The 19,226-nt window shown below is 61.2% G+C and carries 16 protein-coding genes and 2 tRNA genes; 7 read left to right on the forward strand and 11 right to left on the reverse strand.

The features are described from left to right. Positions 1 to 2: 2 nt before the first annotated feature. Complete coding sequence (locus tag HU764_RS23120; protein WP_016489422.1) at positions 3 to 917, reverse strand: ABC transporter permease subunit; 915 nt, start codon at positions 915 to 917, stop codon at positions 3 to 5. A gap of 157 nt (positions 918 to 1,074) precedes the next feature. Continuing rightward, complete coding sequence (locus HU764_RS23125; RefSeq protein ID WP_027592548.1) at positions 1,075 to 2,211, reverse strand: branched-chain amino acid ABC transporter substrate-binding protein; 1,137 nt, start codon at positions 2,209 to 2,211, stop codon at positions 1,075 to 1,077. Positions 2,212 to 2,683: 472 nt separating this feature from the next. Between HU764_RS23125 and pncB the strand changes: the two genes are divergently transcribed. Together pncB and nadE are read left to right on the forward strand one after the other, a co-directional pair. Next, positions 2,684 to 3,889, forward strand: a complete 1,206-nt coding sequence (pncB, locus tag HU764_RS23130) for a nicotinate phosphoribosyltransferase (protein ID WP_186702387.1) — start codon at positions 2,684 to 2,686, stop codon at positions 3,887 to 3,889. 3 nt (positions 3,890 to 3,892) lie between these two features. Next, positions 3,893 to 4,720, forward strand: coding sequence for an ammonia-dependent NAD(+) synthetase (gene nadE / locus HU764_RS23135; protein ID WP_186702388.1), 828 nt, complete (start codon positions 3,893 to 3,895; stop codon positions 4,718 to 4,720). Positions 4,721 to 4,839: 119 nt separating this feature from the next. Here the strand turns inward: nadE and azu are convergent, their stop codons facing one another. Continuing rightward, positions 4,840 to 5,289, reverse strand: a complete 450-nt coding sequence (azu, locus tag HU764_RS23140; RefSeq protein WP_186702459.1) for an azurin — start codon at positions 5,287 to 5,289, stop codon at positions 4,840 to 4,842. A 349-nt stretch (positions 5,290 to 5,638) separates the two neighbouring features. Here azu and HU764_RS23145 point away from each other — a divergent pair, with 349 nt between their 5' ends. Continuing rightward, a complete protein-coding gene (locus HU764_RS23145) occupies positions 5,639 to 6,226 on the forward strand; it encodes an LOG family protein (RefSeq protein ID WP_186677372.1) in 588 nt (195 codons plus the stop codon). 76 nt (positions 6,227 to 6,302) lie between these two features. On the opposite strand, the gene HU764_RS23150 is transcribed toward HU764_RS23145, so the two are convergent. The 8 genes from HU764_RS23150 to rnr form a co-directional block, all read right to left on the reverse strand. Beyond that, positions 6,303 to 8,603 (reverse strand): YgiQ family radical SAM protein, encoded by a 2,301-nt coding sequence (locus HU764_RS23150; RefSeq protein WP_186702389.1) that lies wholly within the window; start codon positions 8,601 to 8,603, stop codon positions 6,303 to 6,305. Between the two features lie 112 nt (positions 8,604 to 8,715). Then, complete coding sequence (gene dnaB / locus HU764_RS23155) at positions 8,716 to 10,113, reverse strand: replicative DNA helicase (RefSeq protein WP_027592542.1); 1,398 nt, start codon at positions 10,111 to 10,113, stop codon at positions 8,716 to 8,718. Between the two features lie 113 nt (positions 10,114 to 10,226). Further along, a complete protein-coding gene (gene rplI / locus HU764_RS23160; protein WP_012316464.1) occupies positions 10,227 to 10,673 on the reverse strand; it encodes a 50S ribosomal protein L9 in 447 nt (148 codons plus the stop codon). A gap of 20 nt (positions 10,674 to 10,693) precedes the next feature. Further along, a complete protein-coding gene (locus HU764_RS23165; RefSeq protein WP_027592541.1) occupies positions 10,694 to 11,557 on the reverse strand; it encodes a hypothetical protein in 864 nt (287 codons plus the stop codon). Positions 11,558 to 11,590: 33 nt separating this feature from the next. Continuing rightward, positions 11,591 to 11,821, reverse strand: a complete 231-nt coding sequence (gene rpsR / locus HU764_RS23170) for a 30S ribosomal protein S18 (RefSeq protein WP_003249563.1) — start codon at positions 11,819 to 11,821, stop codon at positions 11,591 to 11,593. Positions 11,822 to 11,849: 28 nt separating this feature from the next. After that, on the reverse strand, positions 11,850 to 12,275 hold the full coding sequence (gene rpsF / locus HU764_RS23175; protein ID WP_003249557.1) for a 30S ribosomal protein S6: 426 nt from the start codon (positions 12,273 to 12,275) through the stop codon (positions 11,850 to 11,852). Positions 12,276 to 12,563: 288 nt separating this feature from the next. Then, the gene (gene rlmB / locus HU764_RS23180; RefSeq protein ID WP_027592540.1) at positions 12,564 to 13,310 is read right to left on the reverse strand and encodes a 23S rRNA (guanosine(2251)-2'-O)-methyltransferase RlmB; all 747 of its coding nucleotides are present in this window, start codon (positions 13,308 to 13,310) and stop codon (positions 12,564 to 12,566) included. After that, the gene (gene rnr, locus HU764_RS23185) at positions 13,307 to 15,886 is read right to left on the reverse strand and encodes a ribonuclease R (RefSeq protein ID WP_186702390.1); all 2,580 of its coding nucleotides are present in this window, start codon (positions 15,884 to 15,886) and stop codon (positions 13,307 to 13,309) included. Before rnr ends, rlmB begins: the two co-directional genes overlap by 4 nt. Positions 15,887 to 16,161: 275 nt before the next feature. Here rnr and HU764_RS23190 point away from each other — a divergent pair. The 4 genes from HU764_RS23190 (at position 16,162) to HU764_RS23205 (ending at position 19,202) form a co-directional block, all read left to right on the forward strand. Continuing rightward, a tRNA-Leu gene (locus tag HU764_RS23190) sits at positions 16,162 to 16,248 on the forward strand. An 88-nt stretch (positions 16,249 to 16,336) separates the two neighbouring features. After that, a tRNA-Leu gene (locus tag HU764_RS23195) sits at positions 16,337 to 16,423 on the forward strand. 200 nt (positions 16,424 to 16,623) lie between these two features. Beyond that, positions 16,624 to 17,637, forward strand: coding sequence for an extracellular solute-binding protein (locus HU764_RS23200; RefSeq protein WP_186702391.1), 1,014 nt, complete (start codon positions 16,624 to 16,626; stop codon positions 17,635 to 17,637). Next, on the forward strand, positions 17,637 to 19,202 hold the full coding sequence (locus tag HU764_RS23205; RefSeq protein ID WP_027592537.1) for an ABC transporter permease: 1,566 nt from the start codon (positions 17,637 to 17,639) through the stop codon (positions 19,200 to 19,202). Before HU764_RS23200 ends, HU764_RS23205 begins: the two co-directional genes overlap by 1 nt. Positions 19,203 to 19,226 lie beyond the last annotated feature (24 nt).

Raw genomic sequence — 19,226 nt, forward strand, 5'->3', positions numbered from 1 at the left:
GTTCACACCTTAGCCACAAGCGGGCGACCCAGCAGGCCTTGGGGACGGAAGATGAGGATCATCACCAGCAGCGAGAAGCTGAATACGTCCTTGTAGTCGGAGTTGATCAGGCCAGAGAACAGCGACTCGGAGATGCCGAGGATGATGCCGCCAAGCATGGCCCCCGGTAGCGAGCCGATGCCGCCCAATACCGCCGCCGTGAACGCCTTGATGCCGATGATGAAGCCGGCATAGAAGTCGAAGGTGCCGTAGTTCATGGTGATCAGCACGCCCGCCAGTGCGGCCATGACTGCACCGATGACGAATACGTAGGAAATCACCCGATCGGTGTTGATGCCCAGGATCGAGGCCATCTTGCGATCTTGCTGCGTGGCGCGGCACATGCGGCCGAGCTTGGTGTACTTGATCACATAGGTAAGCAGGCCCATGCCGACGAATGCGGCAATCAGGATGAAGATCTTGGTGTAGGTCAATTGCACGAAGCCGGTGCCGACTTCTACCCGCAAGGCGCCTTCAAGCAGGGTTGGCACGCCTTGCTGGCGGGCGCCCTGGCTGATCTGTGCATAGTTTTGCAGGATCAGCGAGATGCCGATGGCACTGATCAGCGGTGCCAGACGGGTGGAGTTGCGCAGGGGTTTGTAGGCGATGCGTTCGATGGTGAAGCCATAGACGCCCGTGACGACGACGGTGAACAACAGCGTGCCCAGCATCAGAAGCGGGAACGATTCGACGCCGAAATAGGCCAGCAATGCCAGGCTGATCGCCGCGAGGTACGCGGAAATCATATACACCTCGCCGTGCGCGAAGTTGATCATGCCGATAATGCCATAGACCATTGTGTAGCCGATGGCGATCAGGCCATAGACCGACCCGAGGGTCAGGCCGTTGACCAGTTGCTGCAGAAAAATACCATCCATAACGCAATCTCACCTGATTGAGATTGCACGAGCGCCTACCACGGCGGGCCCTGAATGCAGCGGCCCTCGCAGCGCAGAACTGTGCAGATCTACGGATAAAGACAGGTACCGCGGGGCTGCAGCCCGGGGCAGTAAGCACCCGGGCCGGTAGCCGTTATTATTTTTGTTTTTCCAGCTGGTGGTATTTACCGTCTTTGTCCCACTGGTAGACCACGTAGTCGGAGACGGTCAGGTCGCCCTTGCTGTCCCACTTCTTCTCGCCCATGACGGTCTTGACCGGGTTGGCCTTGAGCCATTTGGCGGCGTCTTCGCCTTTGTTCGACTTGGCACCGTTGAACGCGGCGGCAAGCGCCTGCAACGAGGCATAGGCGTACAGGGTGTAGCCTTCAGGCTCAGTACCGTTCTTGCGGAACTCTTCCACCACGGCCTTGCTGTCCGGCAGCAGGCGCGGGTCGGCGCCGAAGGTCATGTACACGCCATCGACGTACTGTGCGCCACCCGCCGTGGACACCAGTTCGTCGGTGACGATGCCGTCATCGGACATGAACTTGACGTCCTTCAGGCCTTGCTCACGCAGCTGGCGTACCAGTGGGCCGGCCTCTGGGTGCAGGCCACCGAAATAGACCACGTCGGCGCCGGTGGAGCGGATCTTGGTGACCACGGCGCTGAAGTCTTTCTCGCCGCGGGTCAGGCCTTCGTACAGCACAGGCTTCACGCCACGCTTCTCGAGCTGCGCCTTGGTGGCATCGGCCAGGCCTTGGCCGTAGGTGTCCTTGTCGTGCAGCACGGCCACCTTCTTGCCTTTGAGCACATCGACGATGTAGTCACCGGCAACGATGCCCTGCTGGTCGTCGCGGCCACACATGCGGAACATGGCGGAAAGGCCGCGCTCGGTCACCTGCGGGTTGGTCGAGCCTGGGGTGATGGCGATCACACCGGCTTCGTCGTACACCTCGGAAGCAGGGATGGTGTTGGAGGAGCAGAAGTGGCCGACCACCCCTGCCACTTTGTCCTGGTCGACCAGGCGGTTGGCCACGGCCACGGCTTGTTTCGGTTCGCAGGCATCATCGCCCTTCACCAGGACGATCTTCTCGCCGTTGACCCCACCTTCGGCGTTGATCTTGTCGGCTGCCGCCTGGGCACCTTTCATGTACTGCTCGCCAAACGCTGCGTTGGCACCGGTCATCGGGCCTGCGACGCCGATCTTGATGTCGGCCTGAACATACGAAGAAATACCCAGTGCCGTAGCGACGGCCAGAGCCAGGAAACCTTTCTTGTAAAACGTCTGCGACATGAGGTGGTGCTCCTAGAGTTTTTTTTTGGTTGGCACTACAACTTCTCAACCCTGTGCTCAGAGCAAGGGCCGTGCCATTGGTTTTGTATTCCGGGAAATCACACAGCCAGGGCGGCTGGCAGGCGACCGACGGCCTTTTCTTTATTGAGCGTGCAACCGTCTGCCGCGCGGCAGGCGCCACCACACGTACAGACAAGGAGCAACCGTGAAGTGCCATCATTGCAACCCCGGCAAGTGTTTACGTGCAACCGCCCTGTAACAGCCGACGTCACCGAAGTGCACACCGCTGGTGCGCGACTGCTACAGGCAGCACTGTTTCAAGGCTAGCGGGTGCACGGAAAAACACCTCTGTTTTGGCCGTTATGCCGGCCAGATGGGAGCGGGCTTGCCCGCGAATGGGCCGCAGCAGAAACATGAAAATGCAAAAGGCTGGCACAATGGCCGCCATTCGCCGCTTCCGGAGCCACCCTTGATGAGCGAGAGCGCATTCGCCGAGCGCATCGTGCACAACCTGCTCGACACCGACTTCTACAAACTCACCATGATGCAGGGTGTGCTGCACAACTACCCGGACGCCGACGTGGAATGGGAGTTTCGCTGCCGCAACGGCGAAGACCTGCGCCCTTACCTCGGCGAGATCCGCAACCAGCTCGAACTGCTCAGCGACCTGACTCTGGATGAAGGCCAACTGGGCTTTCTGGAACGTATCAGCTTTCTCAAGCCAGACTTCCTGCGGTTTCTGCGCCTGTTCCGCTTCAACCTGCGTTACGCGCGCATCGGCATCGAAAACGATCAACTGTTCCTACGCCTGCGTGGCCCCTGGCTGCACGTGATCCTGTTTGAAGTGCCCTTGTTGGCCATCATCAGCGAAGTGCGCAACCGCCACCTGCACCCGCACATGCGCCTGGCCGAAGCCCGCGACCAGCTGTACCGCAAGTTCGACTGGCTGCGCGCGCATGCCAGTGACGACGAGCTGGCCGACCTGCAAGTGGCCGATTTCGGCACCCGCCGGCGGTTTTCCAGCCGTGTTCAGGAAGAGGTGGTACGGGTGCTGCGTGATGACTTCCCGGCCCGTTTCGTGGGCACCAGCAACGTCGACCTGGCATGGAAACTGGATATCAAGCCGCTGGGCACCATGGCCCACGAATGGATCATGGCTCACCAACAGCTCGGCCCGCGCTTGATCGACAGCCAGAGCGCCGCACTGGACTGCTGGGTACGCGAGTACCGCGACCTGCTGGGCATCGCCCTGACCGACTGCATCACCATGGACGCCTTCCTCGGCGATTTCGATTTGTACTTTGCCAAGCTGTTCGACGGCCTGCGCCACGATTCGGGCGAGCCAGTGGCCTGGGCGGAAAAAGCCATCGTTCATTACCAGAAGCTGGGTATCGACCCGATGACCAAGACCCTGGTGTTTTCCGACGGCCTCAACCTGACCCGTTCGCTGGAAATCTTCCGCGCCCTGCGCGGCCGCATCAACGTCAGTTTCGGCATCGGCACCAACCTGACCTGCGACATACCGGGTGTGGCGCCGATGAACATCGTGCTTAAAATGACCGACTGCAATGGCTCGCCGGTGGCGAAAATCTCTGACGAGGCGGCCAAGACCCAGTGCCGCGACGAGAACTTCGTTGCCTACATGCGCCACGTTTTCAAAATCCCCAGCAAGGAGTAACCCATGCAAGCCGTTCAGCGAGAGATTGCCCAAGCGCTCAAGGTGCAGCCACCGTTCGCCGATGCCGCCGCGCTCGACAACGAAGTGGCTCGGCGCGTGGCGTTCATCAAGGAGTGCCTGGCCAATGCCCGGCTCAAAACGCTGGTACTGGGCATCAGTGGCGGTGTCGACTCACTGACCGCTGCCCTGCTTGCCCAGCGCGCGATCAACGAGCTGCGTGCCGAAACCGGCGATAAGGCCTACACCTTCATTGCCGTGCGCTTGCCCTATCAGGTGCAGCATGACGAGCATGACGCCCAAGCGTGCCTTGACGTGATCAAGGCCGATGAAGTGCACACCGTCGACATTGCCCCGGCAGTGAAAGCGTTGGCAGCTGAGGTGGTGGAACTGAAAAACGGCTCGCCAACATTGGTGGACTTTGTTGTCGGCAACGTCAAGGCGCGTACCCGCATGGTCGCCCAGTACACCATCGCTGGCGCCCGTGCAGGCCTGGTGATCGGCACTGACCATGCCGCCGAAGCGGTGATGGGCTTCTTTACCAAGTTTGGTGATGGTGCCTGCGACCTGGCCCCGCTGAGCGGGCTGGTGAAAAACCAGGTACGGGCCATTGCGCGCCGCTTTGGTGCGCCGGAATCGCTGGTGGAGAAGGTACCGACAGCCGACCTGGAAGACCTTGAGCCGGGCAAGCCGGACGAGGCGTCACATGGCGTGACGTATCAGCAGATCGATGCGTTCCTGCAGGGGCAGCCGGTTGATCAGGCAGCGTTCGACATCATCGTCGCGACCTACCGCAAGACCCAGCACAAGCGCGAACTGCCGTTCGCCCCTTGAGGGCCTGGGGCCGCTTTGCGCCCCAATCGCAGCGCAAGGCTGCTCCTACAGACGATTGCATTCCCCTGTAGGAGCAGCCTTGCGCTGCGAATGGAGGGCAAAGCCCTCCCCTTACTCAATTACTTGACGACAACCTTGCCCTTCATCATCGCGATGTGGCCCGGGAAGGTGCAGAAGAAGCTGTAGTCGCCACCGGCTTCCAGCTTGGACGTGTCGAACTTCACTTCGGTTTCTTTCTCCGGCGCACCGATCATCGCGGTGTGGGCGATGATGTTGGCGTTGTCTTCTTTCAGGTAGCCCTTCTCGATGCCCTGGCTCATGCCTTCGGTGGCAATACCCTGCATGTCAGCCGTCTTGCTGATCACCAGGTTATGGCCCATGACGTTCTTCGGCAGGTTGCCGGAGTGGGTCAGTTTGACGGTGAACTCCTTGCAGCTCTTGTCGACGGTGAATTCCTTGGTGGTATAGGACATCTGGTCCGTCGATTCGACAGTCACCGAGCATTCGGCTGCGAAGACAGAGGCGCTGGCGAGGGTCAGCAGGGATACCGCTACAGCTTTCGCAAACATCATGAATCTCCTTGGCAGGGTTTTATCAATTGCGAGACTGCCTGAAACCGTTCAGCCCCTTTCTGATATGGGTCAAGGGGGTGTCAAGTGGCCAGCCAGTAGAATTGTTCAATGGATTGTATACAACCAATCTAAGGGCACATCATGCCCTTTTATTGGAGGATGGGACAACCTCTCATTTAGGAGCAATACCAAATGCGCATTTCCAGCTTCATGAACAGCCTGCTTGCCGCCTATGCCCAGGGTGCCACGGGTGCTGTCTGCGAATTCTCCCGGCCGGAATGACACCGGCCTTGGAACGGCCATGCATGCGCCGTACCCTGTCATTCTGAATGATTGGAGATGAGCAATGCGTGTACGTTCCGTGTGTGTCTTCTGCGGCGCCAGCATCGGCGCCAACCCTGCTTACCGTGAAGCGGCCGTGGCCCTGGGCCAGGCCATCGCCCGGCGCGACCTGACTCTGGTTTATGGTGGCGGCGCTGTCGGCTTGATGGGCATCGTGGCCGATGCTGCCATGGCTGCGGGCGGCGAAGTGGTCGGGATCATCCCGCAAAGCCTGCTGGACGCCGAGGTGGGCCACAAGGGCCTGAGCCGCCTGGAGGTGGTCGATGGCATGCACGCGCGCAAGGCGCGCATGGCCGAACTCAGCGATGCCTTCATTGCGCTGCCGGGTGGGCTGGGTACGCTGGAGGAGTTGTTCGAGGTGTGGACCTGGGGGCAACTGGGCTATCACGCCAAGCCGCTGGGCCTGCTCGATGTGAATGGCTTTTATGAAAAGCTGGGCGGGTTCCTTGACCATATCGTCGAGGAAGGTTTCGTGCGGCCGCAGCATCGGGCGATGTTGCTGCTGGGGCAGCAGGCGGATGCATTGCTGGATGGGATGAGTGAATTCGTCGCGCCGGTAGCGCCGAAGTGGGTCGACAAGCAGCCGGATTGAACTGAAAGGGGCTGCTGCGCTGTACCTGTAGGAGCTGGCTTGCCTGCGATGGGCCGCAAAGCGGCCCCTTCAAGCCTCAGCGCGGAATAACGGGCTGACGCGGCTTCTTACCCTTGCCGCCACCCTTGGCCGCTTCTTTACGCTCTTTGGCCGCCTGCTGGTTGCGGGCAAATGCCTCGGCCTTGGCCTTCTCACGCTTGTCCCACGGCTTGCTGCCATCGCTGCCACGCGGTGGCAGGCCGGTGTGCTGGGTCAGGATCTTCTGCTCCTTGCCCACCTTGTGGCTGCCAGCCGGCGTCGAGTTCTTGCGGCGGGCGCTCTGGTAGCTGTCGGACTGCGGCTGGTGCAGCGGAATCAGCTGGTGCTTGCCTGGCCCGATCAAATCGGCACGGCCCATGCGCTCCAGCGCCTCACGCAGCATCGGCCAGCCCTTCGGATCGTGATAACGCAAAAACGCCTTGTGCAGACGGCGCTGCTCCTCGCTCTTGACGATCTCCACGCCTTCGCTCTTGTAGGTCACCTTGCGCAGCGGGTTCTTGCCCGAGTGGTACATGGCCGTGGCCGACGCCATGGGCGACGGGTAGAAGGCCTGCACCTGGTCAGCGCGGAAGCCGTTGCCCTTGAGCCACAGGGCCAGGTTCATCATGTCTTCGTCGGTGGTGCCTGGGTGCGCGGCGATGAAGTACGGGATCAGGTACTGCTCCTTGCCCGCCTCTTTCGAGAACTTCTCGAACATGCGCTTGAAGCGGTCATAAGTGCCGATGCCCGGCTTCATCATCTTGTCCAGCGGGCCACGCTCGGTGTGCTCCGGGGCAATCTTCAAGTAGCCGCCCACGTGGTGGGTGACCAGCTCCTTGACGTACTCCGGCGACTCGACCGCCAGGTCGTAACGCAGGCCCGAGGCGATCAGGATCTTCTTCACACCCGGCAAGGCACGCGCCTTGCGGTACAGCTCGATCAACGAGCTGTGGTCGGTGTTGAGGTTTTCACAGATACCCGGGAACACGCACGACGGCTTGCGGCAGTGCTTCTCGATCTCGTGGCTCTTGCAGGCGATGCGGTACATGTTGGCGGTCGGGCCGCCAAGGTCGGAAACCACGCCGGTGAAGCCCGGCACCTTGTCACGCATCTCCTCGATCTCGTGCAGGATCGACTCGTGGGAGCGGTTCTGGATGATCCGCCCTTCGTGCTCGGTGATCGAGCAGAAGGTGCAGCCACCGAAGCAGCCACGCATGATGTTCACCGAGAAGCGGATCATCTCGTACGCCGGGATGCGCTCTTTGCCATAGGCCGGGTGCGGAACACGTGCGTAAGGCATGCCGAACACGTAGTCCATTTCTTCGGTGGTCATGGGGATGGGTGGCGGGTTGAACCACACGTCCACTTCGCCATGCTTCTGCACCAGGGCGCGGGCGTTGCCTGGGTTGGTTTCCAGGTGCAGCACGCGGTTGGCGTGGGCATACAGCACCGGGTCGTTACGCACCTTCTCGAACGACGGCAGGCGGATCACCGACTTGTCGCGGGTCATGCCCGGGCTGTCGAGAATCTGCACCACCTTGGCTTCGTTCGGGTCTTCCACGTCACCTTTGGCTTGCTCGATGGCACACGCCTGGGTGTCTTGGGTGTTGACGTAGGGGTTGATGATCTTGTCGACGCGGCCAGGGCGGTCGATGCGGGTGGAGTCGATCTCGAACCAGCCCTGCGGCGTGTCACGGCGCACGAACGCGGTGCCGCGCACGTCGGTGATGTGTTCGATGCTCACACCCTGGGACAGGCGCTGGGCGACTTCGACGATGGCCCGCTCGGCGTTGCCGTACAGCAGGATGTCGGCGCTGGCGTCGATCAGGATCGAATGGCGGACCTTGTCCTGCCAGTAATCATAATGGGCGATGCGGCGCAGCGAGGCCTCGATGCCACCGAGCACGATCGGCACGTGCTTGTAGGCTTCCTTGCAACGCTGGCTGTACACCAGGCTGGCGCGGTCAGGGCGCTTGCCGGCCATACCGCCTGGGGTGTAGGCGTCGTCGGAGCGGATCTTCTTGTCCGCGGTGTAGCGGTTGATCATCGAATCCATGTTGCCGGCCGCGACGCCGAAGAACAGGTTCGGCTCGCCCAGCTTCATGAAGTCGTCTTTGGACTGCCAGTTTGGCTGGGCGATGATGCCCACACGGAAGCCCTGGGCTTCCAGCAGACGGCCGATGATGGCCATGCCGAACGACGCGTGGTCGACGTAGGCGTCCCCGGTCACGATGATGATGTCGCAGGAATCCCAGCCGAGCTGATCCATCTCCTCCCTGCTCATTGGCAGGAACGGTGCTGGCCCGAAGCATTCGGCCCAGTACTTGGGATAGTCGTAGAGTGGTTTGGCTGCTTGCATGTCAGTGACCGGTTCTGGTGTTCAGGGAAATCGCGGGCGCGGAATATAGCACAAATTTTGATCAAATCCGACGGCAGAGGTCGGATTCATCTGCAATACGCAAACCCTGCGCTTATTCGTCGTCGTCGAAGTTGTACATACCCGGCGCGAGGTTCTCGAAGCGGGTGTACTTGCCGATGAAGGCCAGGCGGATGAAGCCGATGGGGCCGTTACGCTGTTTACCGATGATGATCTCGGCAATGCCCTTGTGCTCGGTTTCCGGGTGATACACCTCGTCGCGGTAGACGAACATGATCACGTCGGCGTCCTGCTCGATTGCACCCGATTCACGCAAGTCGGAGTTCACCGGGCGCTTGTTCGGCCGCTGCTCCAGGGAGCGGTTCAGCTGCGACAGGGCGATGACCGGGCAGTTGAATTCCTTGGCCAGGGCCTTGAGCGAGCGGGAGATCTCGGAAATTTCGTTGGTCCGGTTGTCGCCGGCAGAACCCGGGATCTGCATCAGCTGCAGGTAGTCGACCATGATCATGCCAATTTCACCGTGCTCACGCGCCAGGCGGCGGGTGCGCGCACGCATTTCCGACGGGCTGATGCCGGCGGTATCGTCGATGAACAGCTTGCGGTCGTTGAGCAGGTTGACCGCCGAGGTCAGGCGCGGCCAGTCGTCGTCGTCCAGCTGGCCGGAACGGACCTTGGTCTGGTCGATGCGGCCGAGGGACGAGAGCATACGCATGATCAGCGATTCGCCTGGCATCTCGAGGGAGAACACCAGCACCGCCTTGTCGCTGCGCAGCACGGCGTTTTCCACCAGGTTCATGGCGAAGGTGGTCTTACCCATCGATGGACGGCCGGCGACGATGATCAGGTCGGCTGCCTGCAAGCCACTGGTCTTCTCGTCCAGGTCGGTATACCCGGTGGAGATACCCGTGATATCGCTGTCGGAGTTGAACAGCGTGTCGATCCGGTCGATGGCCTTGGTCAACAGCTCGTTGACCCCTACCGGGCCACCGGTCTTCGGCCGGGCCTCGGCGATCTGGAAGATCTGCCGCTCGGCGTCGTCGAGGATCTCTTCGGCGTTGCGCCCTTGCGGGTTGAACGCGTTGTCGGCGATGTCGGTGCTGATACTGATCAGCTGACGCAACGTGGCCCGCTCGCGAATGATCGCGGCGTAGGCCTTGATGTTGGCCACCGACGGGGTGTTCTTGGCCAGCTCCGCCAGGTAGGCCAGGCCGCCGACTTGCGACGACACGCCCTCCTTGTCCAACTGCTCGTGCAACGTGACCACATCGAACGGATGGTTCAGGTCGACCAGCTTGTGGATGGCGCGGAAGATCAGGCGGTGGTCATGCCGATAGAAATCGCCATCCGACACCTGATCCAGTACCCGCTCCCAGGCGTTGTTGTCCAGCATCAGGCCACCGAGCACAGCCTGTTCGGCCTCGATGGAATGCGGCGGCACCTTCAGGGATGCGGTTTGCAGGTCAAGCTGTTCGGAGGTGGTGATCTCGTTCATGGCCACGAATAAATTCTGGGGGACGAAAAAGACAAAGGGCACGGCCTGTGAAAGACAGGACCGTGCCCGATGTTAACCGGCTGGGCCGCGTGCGGCCAGCCAGTCAGCGCAGCTTAGGCAGCTACGACGACCACACGTACGGTGGCTTCAACGTCGCTGTGCAGGTGCACGGCTACGTCGTATTCGCCAACCTGACGGATGGTGCCGTTCGGCAGACGAACTTCAGCTTTGGCCACTTCAACGCCAGAGGCGGTCAGGGCGTCAGCGATGTCGTGGGTGCCGATCGAACCGAACAGCTTGCCTTCGTCGCCAGCGGTGGCAGTGATGGTCACTTCCAGCTCAGCCAGTTGGGCAGCGCGGCTTTCAGCCGACGATTTACGGTCAGCAGCTGCTTTTTCCAGCTCGGCGCGACGCTCTTCGAACGCAGCCAGGTTGGCGGCGTTGGCAACGGTGGCCTTGCCGAATGGCAGCAGGAAGTTACGGCCGTAACCAGCCTTAACTTTTACTTTGTCGCCCAGGTTGCCCAGGTTAGCGACTTTTTCCAGCAGGATCAGTTCCATTTGGTAAAACCTCTTAACTTTTAACCTTCACCGTTCGCGGAGTCATTCCCCTCAGGGGACTTGCGACCGCGAAAATCAATCAGGCTGTCGACAATGGCCAAAACCACGAGCAACGGATAAATCAGCTGCATGATCAGCGGCAGCGTCACGTACATGCCTACCAGCCAGAAACCGGCCAATCGGCCCTGTGCCACCAGCCCATGCATCAAGGCGATGCCGGCCAGGACGAGCACCAGGCTGGACGCAGAGGCCAGGACGATGAACTGCGGCCCGATGAACGGACCCAGCACCATCATGGCCACCAAAGCCAGCATGGCTACCCGCGGCAACTTCAGGGCGCGAAACTCGCGACCGAAGCCTCCAGGGTTGTACAACGCAGCCTGCCAATAACGCGCCAGCATCAAAGCCAGCACGCTGAACAGCTGCAGCATCACCGCCGTTGAAGCGACCAGCACAGGGCCGATCAGCTCACCGGGGATCACCGGCTTGCCTTCGATTTGTGGCAGGGCTTGTACAAGCGCCTTGGCCAACACTTCGAAGGTTTCACGCAGTACCGTGTCCAGGATGAGGCTGTAAACCAGCCCCAACACAACACTGAACATCAACACCCGGCTCCAGGAATGCCCGGCACGCAACAAGGCGGCCAGCCCCAGCGTCCCCAACAGCACCAGCAAGGTACTGGGGTCGCCAAAGGCCCAGATGGCCACCGCGGGCAAAAGCCCAAACGCGATGACCGTTGAAGCATCCTTGAACCCGCGCCGCAGAAGCACGAGGCTTCCGGCAGCGGCACTCAACCAGAACAACAGCGGTAACACTGCACTGATGACCACCACCAGGGTGGCCTGCACACGACCGCGCATGATGAAATCAGCTAACGCTCGCATGCTTATCCCTTACTGCTTGTCGACGACCCGGTCTCAGCGGCCGTGGCTGTCGGTGTAGGGCAGCAGGGCCAGGAAGCGGGCGCGCTTGATAGCGGTAGCCAGCTGACGCTGATAACGAGCTTTGGTACCGGTGATACGGCTTGGAACGATCTTGCCGGTTTCGGATACGTAAGCTTTCAGGGTGTTGAGATCTTTGAAGTCGATCTCTTTCACGTCTTCAGCAGTGAAGCGGCAGAATTTACGACGACGGAAGAAACGTGCCATGTAATAGGCTCCTCAAAAGGTCCGTGGATTACTCGTCAGCGTTATCGCTGGAGTCGCTGTCATTGCTGTCATCGCCTTCGGCGGAGTCAGCATGCTCAGGACGCTCACGACGCTCACGGCGCTCGCTGCGGTTCTCTTCTGCCTTCAGCATCTCGGACTGACCGGTTACGGCTTCGTCGCGACGGATGACCAGGTTACGGATCACGGCATCGTTGTAGCGGAAGTTGTCTTCCAGCTCGGCCAGGGCCTTGCCGGTGCACTCAACGTTCAGCATCACGTAGTGAGCCTTGTGAACATTGTTGATTGCGTAGGCCAGTTGACGACGGCCCCAGTCTTCCAGGCGGTGGATTTTGCCACCATCTTCTTCGATCAGCTTGGTGTAACGCTCAACCATGCCGCCGACTTGCTCGCTCTGGTCCGGGTGAACCAGAAAGATGATTTCGTAATGACGCATGAATGCTCCTTACGGGTTAGTAGTCTGCCAGAACGCTGGTCAGACAAGGAGTGAATGACACTGTATGTCTTGCCATGGAGGGGAGGCACATGAGCGCCTGCCAGCTCGGCAAGGGGCGCAATTGTAGAGAAGGCGGGGCGGACAAGCAAGGTAATTGGCGATTATTTGAACAGCCCGAAACACTTTAGCCTGCACTGGCCGCTTCGCGGGTAAACCCGCTCCTACAGGGATCTCAGCGAACCCTGTGGGAGCGGGCTTGCCCCGCGAAGAGGCCCGCACAGGTATGAATCAGCGCTTGGCTTGACGCTGGCGCACGGCCTCGAACAAGCAAACGCCGGTCGCCACCGAAACGTTCAGGCTGCTGACGCTACCGCCCATCGGCAACTTGACCAGAAAATCGCAATGCTCACGGGTCAGGCGGCGCATGCCCTTGCCTTCCGCCCCCATGATCATCACCAGCGGCCCGGTCAGGTCCTGCTGGTAAATTTCCTGCTCGGCCTCACCGGCCGTGCCGACCACCCACAGGCCACGCTGCTGAAGCTTTTCAAGCGTGCGCGCCAGGTTGGTCACGGCCACCAACGGAATCACTTCCGCAGCGCCGCAGGCCACCTTGCGCACCACCGGCGTCAGGGTCGCTGACTTGTCCTTGGGCACCACCACCGCCGTGGCACCGGCGGCATCGGCGGTGCGCAGGCAGGCGCCGAGGTTGTGCGGGTCGGTGACGCCGTCCAGGACCAGAATCAGCGGTGGCGTTTCGGTGCGCTCGAGCAACTCCTCAAGCATCAACTCACCCCACACCTGGCTCGGGCTGACCTCGGCGACCACACCCTGGTGCACACCTTCGACCCAGGCATCCAGCTCGCGGCGCTCGGCCTGGCCGACCGCTACGCGGTTTTCTGCGGCCAGCTCCAGCAGCTTCTGCAGGCGCGGCTCACTGCGCCCCTCCGACAGCCAGACCTGCTTGACCCGCTTGGGGTGGTGCTGCAACAACGCCTGCACGGCGTGTACGCCGTAGATCTTTTCCAGCTGACTCATGACTTGCTCTTGCTCTTGCGGGGCGCACCGGACTTCGGCGGGCCTTTGCGATGCTTGGTCGGCTTGCCGGATGGCTTGCCACCCTTCTCCGACTTGCTGCCGGCACTGCTGCGAGCGTCGGTCATCAACGCCTTCTTCATCTCGCGGCTCTTGCGCACTTCAGCGTTGCGCTGCACGGCATCTTTAGGGAAGTAGGCCTCGGACGCCTCGCTCTTGCGGCTGCGCGGCTTGGGCGTGGCTTTCGCCTCGGTGGCCGGTTGCGGCTGCTCGGGCTTGCCGTCTGCGGACGCCGCGGCGCCACGCTGCTTGCGACCGATCGGCCCGCTGAGGGTCTTCTCGGAGACTTCGAAGTCGATCTTGCGCTCGTCCAGGTCAACGCGCATGACCTTGACTTCGATCGTGTCGCCCAAGCGGAAGCTGCGCCCGGTACGCTCGCCGGACAGGCGATGATGAACCGGGTCGAAGTGGTAGTAGTCGCCCGGCAGCGCACTGACGTGCACCAGGCCTTCTACGTAGATGTCCGTCAGTTCGACGAACAAGCCGAAACCGGTCACCGCGGTAATCACACCCGGGAAGGTCTCGCCCACACGGTCCTTCATGAACTCGCACTTGAGCCAGTTGACCACATCGCGCGTCGCCTCGTCGGCACGGCGCTCGGTCATCGAGCACTGCTCGCCGAGTTGCTCGAGGGTGTTCTCGTCGTACGGGTAGATGCGCGCCTTGGGAATGCTCATGGCGCCAGCACGCTTGACGTGCGGGGTATCCACCTTGGAGCGGATGATGCTACGGATGGCGCGGTGCACCAGCAGGTCCGGGTAACGACGGATCGGCGAGGTGAAGTGGGTGTAAGCCTCGTAATTCAGGCCGAAGTGGCCGTTGTTGTCGGTGCTGTACACCGCCTGGCTCAGCGAGCGCAGCATCACGGTCTGGATCAGGTGGAAGTCTGGGCGCTCGGAAATGCTCGCCAGCAGAGCCTGGTAATCCTTTGGCGACGGGTCCTTGCCCTTGTGCAGCGACAAGCCCAGCTCACCGAGGAAGGCGCGCAGTTTTTCCAGGCGCTCCGGCGGCGGGCCATCGTGCACGCGGTACAGGGCCGGCACGCCGTGCTTCTGCAGGAACTCGGCGGTGGCCACGTTGGCCGCCAGCATGCATTCCTCGATCAGCTTGTGGGCATCGTTGCGCACGGTCGGGCGGATCTCGGCGATCTTACTTTGATCGCCAAAGATGATGCGGGTTTCTTGGGTCTCGAAGTCGATCGCACCGCGGGTGTGACGCGCGTCCAACAGCACCTTGTAGAGCGCATAAAGGCTCTTCAGGTCCGGCAGGACTTCCTTGTACTCCTCGCGCAGCGCCTTCCCTTCACGGGTGCGGGCATGCTCGAGCATGCTGCTGACCTTGTTGTAGGTCAGGCGGGCATGAGAGTGGATCACGCCTTCGTAGAACTGGTAGTCGACCATCTGGCCGGCTTTGTTGATGGTCATTTCGCAGACCATGGCCAGGCGATCGACGTGCGGGTTCAGCGAGCACAGGCCGTTGGACAGCTCTTCGGGGAGCATCGGCACCACGCGCTCGGGGAAGTACACCGAGTTGCCACGCTGCTGGGCTTCGACGTCCAGGGCAGAACCCAGGCGCACGTAGCTGGAAACGTCGGCAATCGCCACGTACAGGCGCCAGCCACCGGAGAACAGGCGCAGCTTGCCCAGCGGCTCGCAATACACCGCATCGTCGAAGTCGCGGGCATCTTCGCCGTCGATGGTGACGAAAGGCAGGTGGCGCAGGTCGATGCGCTTTTCCTTGTCCTTCTCTTCCACTTCGGAGCGGAACTTGCGCGCCTCCTTGACCACGTCATCGGGCCAGACGTGCGGAATGTCATAGCTGCGCAGGGCAACGTCGATTTCCATGCCCGGCGCCATGTAGTTGCCGATCACTTCGATCACATCGCCTTGCGGCTGGAAGCGCGGGGTGGGCCAGTGCGTGATCTTGATCTCGACGAACTGGCCAATCTTGGCGCCGCCATTGCGACCGGCGGTCACCAGCACTTCTTGCTGGATCTTCGGGTTGTCCGGCGTCACGTAGCCGATACCGCCCTCTTCGAAGTAACGCCCGACCACGCTTTCGTGCGCGCGGGAGATGACTTCTACCAATACACCTTCACGGCGGCCACGGCGGTCGGTGCCGGACACGCGCGCCAGGGCGCGGTCGCCATCGAATACCAGGCGCATCTGCGAAGGGCTGAGGAACAGGTCGTCGCTCTTGTCATCAGGGATGAGGAAGCCAAAACCGTCGCGGTGGCCGGAAATGCGGCCACAGATAAGGTCCAGCTTGTCTACCGGGGCATAGGTGCCACGCCGGGTATAGATAAGCTGGCCGTCGCGCTCCATGGCACGCAGGCGGCGGCGCAGGGCTTCAATCTGGTCTTCCTCGTACAGACCGAATTCTGCCGCCAGCTCCTCGCGGGCGGCCGGCTCGCCACGATCGGCAAGACGCTGGAGGATCAGCTCACGGCTGGGGATAGGGTTGTCGTATTTTTCCGCTTCGCGAGCGGCCTCGGGATCGAGGGATTGCCAATCGGCCATCAGAAGGGGTTCACCTTGGGGTATATAGATAGGAATTCTGGCATAGGCGTATTGAAACCGGAAATGACAGCCTTGGACAGCCCCCCGGCGATGAGCCGAGGAAGGTGTAATAGGGCTGAAGAATCAACAAGTTGAAATTTTTGAAATTTTTTTTGATCAGGGGGTTTACAGCCCTCAGGACCGTCCGTATAGTGCGCACCACAACGACGGACAGACGACGTTGTAGTTGAGATGAAACGCGATGTAAAGCATCATGTGACCTCGACGAAATGTGTGCCCAGGTGGCGGAATTGGTAGACGCGCTGGTTTCAGGTATCAGTGACTTAACGGTCGTGGAAGTTCGAGTCTTCTCCTGGGCACCAAGTATTATCAAGTAATAGATGACCAAGGATCTATTACTACTGTATGAAAGCGAACGATAGTCGCCTTCATCAGCTGATGTAAAGCTTTGCCCAGGTGGCGGAATTGGTAGACGCGCTGGTTTCAGGTATCAGTGACTTAACGGTCGTGGAAGTTCGAGTCTTCTCCTGGGCACCATATAAAAACCCACTAGCTTGCTAGTGGGTTTTTTCTTGCCTGCGTTTTTTGCCCCACACGCTACGCCCTCCCCTCCGGCCAAAAAAATTCAGCTGCCCGACGATCGTCTGCCCATGAATTTCTTGTCACACGGCCACTTGAGAAACGATTTCGTTTACCATTGTTTCCAAATATGTAGCCGTAAGCGAGGAAGTACCCGCATGACGATCCGTCCGCAACCGCTGAAGCGCACCCTGGCCGCCGCTCTATTGAGCCTGGTGATCGGCGCCCCGGCCGCCATGGCAGACGCCCCGGTCACACTGACCATGTACAACGGCCAGCACAAGGAAATCGGCGAGGCCATCGCCAAGGCCTACGAGGCCAAGACTGGCATTCATATCAATATCCGCAAGGGCAGCAGCAACCAGCTGGCCAGCCAGATCATCGAAGAAGGCGAGCGCTCGCCGGCCGACATCATCTATACCGAAGAGTCGCCCCCCCTGAACAACCTGGGTGAGCTGGGCTTGCTGGCAAAAATCGACGACGCCACCTTGAACATGCTGCCCAAGGAATACGTGGCCGCCAACGGCACGTGGATGGGCGTCACCGCGCGCACCCGCGTGGTGGTGTTCAACCCGAAGAAAATCGACGAGAAAGACCTGCCGCAATCGGTCATGGACTTCGCCGACCCTGAATGGGATGGCCGTGTCGGTTTCGTGCCGACCAGTGGCGCCTTCCAGGAACAGGCTGTAGCCATCCTCAAGATGCACGGGCGTGATGCGGCCGAAGAGTGGCTGACCGGCCTGAAAGCTTTCGGCAAGACCTACACCAACAACATGGTCGCCCTGAAGGCTGTGGAAAAAGGCGAAGTCGCCGCCGTGCTGGTGAACAACTACTACTGGTACGCCCTGGAGCGTGAGCGCGGCAAGCTGGACTCCAAGCTGTATTACCTGGCCGACGGCGATGCCGGTGGCCTGGTGACCATCTCCGGCGCCGCTGCGGTCAAGGCCAGCAAGCACCCGAAAGAAGCTCAGGCCCTGCTCAACTGGATGGCCAGCGAAGAAGGCCAGCGTGTGATCACTCAGACCACCGCCGAGTATCCGCTGCACAAGGGCATGGTTTCTGACCGTGGCCTGAAGCCTTTTGAAGACCTGCGCCCACCGAAGATCTCCCCGGCCGACCTTGGCAATGCCGAAGAAGCCCTGGAACTTGAACGTGAGGTCGGTCTGCTCTGATGACTGCCGCCCTGTCCGAGCCGGCGCCGGTACGTTTCGTGCCGCGCCGCAAGCGCCCCTCGATCTGGGTGGTGCTGCCTGTGCTGTTCCTGGTGGCGATGAGTTTGCTGCCACTGGCGTATGTCGCCCTCAAAGCCTGGGAAGCAGGCTGGCGAGAAGCCCTGCACCTGCTGTGGCGCCCGTTCGTCTGGGGCCTGATGCGCAACACCCTGATGCTGATGTTCGGGGTGACGCTGGTGTGCATGGTGGTCGGCCTGGCCCTGGCCTGGCTGCTCGAACGCAGCAACCTGGCGGGGCGTCGCCTGTGGGGCGTGGTGCTGTGCCTGCCGTTTGCGGTGCCGTCATTCGTCAGCAGCTTCACCTGGGTGTCGCTGAGCTCGGACTTCGAAGGCCTCGGCGGGGCCATTCTGGTCATGGCCTTGTCCAAGTATCCGCTGGTATTCCTGCCGGTGGCAGCCACCCTGCGCAACGTCGACACCTCGCTTGAAGAGTCGGCGCGTACGCTGGGGTGCAGCCGGTGGGGCGTGTTCATCAAGGTGACCTTGCCGTTGCTGTGGCCCTCGATGCTGGGCGGCGCGCTGCTGATTGCCCTGCACATGCTGGTGGAATTTGGCGCACTGTCGATCCTCGGCCTGCAAACCTTCACCACGGCGATCTACCAGCAGTTCGAACTGGAATTCAGCAACGCCAACGCGGCCATGCTCTCGGCCGTGCTGCTGGCGCTGTGCATGATCATGTTGTGGCTGGAACTGCGCGTGCGAGGCAAGGCCCGCCACGTACGCATCGGCCAAGGCGTGGCACGCCGGGCACAGCCTGTGCGCTTGCGCGGCTGGGCGCCCTTGGCGCAGCTGTTCTGCGTGGGCCTGGCGGTACTGGGCAGCGGCATTCCGCTGGCCATGCTCGGTTACTGGCTGAGTGTTGGCTCGTCGGCGGCGTTCCCGGTCGCCGAAATCTCCAAGGCGCTGCTCACCTCGTTGTCGGTGTCGCTTGGCGGCGCAGGGTTCTGTGTGTTGCTGGCATTGCCGATCAGCTTCCTGGTGGTGCGCTACAAGGGCCGCCTGGCGATCTGGGCTGAACGCCTGCCGTACCTGCTGCATGCCCTGCCGGGCCTGGTGATCGCGCTGACACTGGTGTTCTTCGCGTTGCACTACGTGCCTGCGATGTACCAGACCACTGCCCTGTTGCTGCTGGCCTACGCACTGCTGTTCCTGCCGCTGGCCCAGGCGCCGGTACGCACCGCCTTGAACAAGGCTTCGCCGACGCTCGAAGAGGCTGCCCGCACCCTGGGCGCGAGCAGCTTCACAGCGTTCTGCCGGGTGACCTTGCCGATCATCTTCCCGGCCCTGGCCGCAGCCTTCGCCCTGGTGTTCCTCGATGCCATGAAAGAGCTGACGGCCACACTGCTGCTGAGCCCGACCGGCATGACCACCCTGGCCACTGAGGTCTGGGCGCACACCGCCAACGTCGAGTTCGCGGCGGCAGCGCCTTACGCGGCACTGCTGATCGTGGTTTCGGGGTTGCCGGTGTACCTGCTGACCACACGGATGTACCTCAACAAGGCGTGAGTTTTGTAGGAGCGCCCCCTCAAA

It is taken from the genome of Pseudomonas kermanshahensis, assembly GCF_014269205.2.
GTDB classification, from domain to species: Bacteria; Pseudomonadota; Gammaproteobacteria; order Pseudomonadales; family Pseudomonadaceae; genus Aquipseudomonas; species Aquipseudomonas kermanshahensis.

What these genes read in the sequence shown, in the direction of transcription:
- dnaB (WP_027592542.1), bottom strand. Translation starts at nt 10,113, where the DNA reads ATGAACGAGATCACCACCTCCGAACAGCTTGACCTGCAAACCGCATCC.
- nadE (WP_186702388.1), top strand. Translation starts at nt 3,893, where the DNA reads ATGCAAGCCGTTCAGCGAGAGATTGCCCAAGCGCTCAAGGTGCAGCCA.
- HU764_RS23165 (WP_027592541.1), bottom strand. Translation starts at nt 11,557, where the DNA reads ATGCGAGCGTTAGCTGATTTCATCATGCGCGGTCGTGTGCAGGCCACC.
- HU764_RS23205 (WP_027592537.1), top strand. Translation starts at nt 17,637, where the DNA reads ATGACTGCCGCCCTGTCCGAGCCGGCGCCGGTACGTTTCGTGCCGCGC.
- rnr (WP_186702390.1), bottom strand. Translation starts at nt 15,886, where the DNA reads ATGGCCGATTGGCAATCCCTCGATCCCGAGGCCGCTCGCGAAGCGGAA.
- HU764_RS23125 (WP_027592548.1), bottom strand. Translation starts at nt 2,211, where the DNA reads ATGTCGCAGACGTTTTACAAGAAAGGTTTCCTGGCTCTGGCCGTCGCT.
- pncB (WP_186702387.1), top strand. Translation starts at nt 2,684, where the DNA reads ATGAGCGAGAGCGCATTCGCCGAGCGCATCGTGCACAACCTGCTCGAC.
- HU764_RS23145 (WP_186677372.1), top strand. Translation starts at nt 5,639, where the DNA reads ATGCGTGTACGTTCCGTGTGTGTCTTCTGCGGCGCCAGCATCGGCGCC.
- rpsR (WP_003249563.1), bottom strand. Translation starts at nt 11,821, where the DNA reads ATGGCACGTTTCTTCCGTCGTCGTAAATTCTGCCGCTTCACTGCTGAA.
- rplI (WP_012316464.1), bottom strand. Translation starts at nt 10,673, where the DNA reads ATGGAACTGATCCTGCTGGAAAAAGTCGCTAACCTGGGCAACCTGGGC.
- HU764_RS23150 (WP_186702389.1), bottom strand. Translation starts at nt 8,603, where the DNA reads ATGCAAGCAGCCAAACCACTCTACGACTATCCCAAGTACTGGGCCGAA.
- HU764_RS23120 (WP_016489422.1), bottom strand. Translation starts at nt 917, where the DNA reads ATGGATGGTATTTTTCTGCAGCAACTGGTCAACGGCCTGACCCTCGGG.
- rpsF (WP_003249557.1), bottom strand. Translation starts at nt 12,275, where the DNA reads ATGCGTCATTACGAAATCATCTTTCTGGTTCACCCGGACCAGAGCGAG.
- azu (WP_186702459.1), bottom strand. Translation starts at nt 5,289, where the DNA reads ATGTTTGCGAAAGCTGTAGCGGTATCCCTGCTGACCCTCGCCAGCGCC.
- rlmB (WP_027592540.1), bottom strand. Translation starts at nt 13,310, where the DNA reads ATGAGTCAGCTGGAAAAGATCTACGGCGTACACGCCGTGCAGGCGTTG.
- HU764_RS23200 (WP_186702391.1), top strand. Translation starts at nt 16,624, where the DNA reads ATGACGATCCGTCCGCAACCGCTGAAGCGCACCCTGGCCGCCGCTCTA.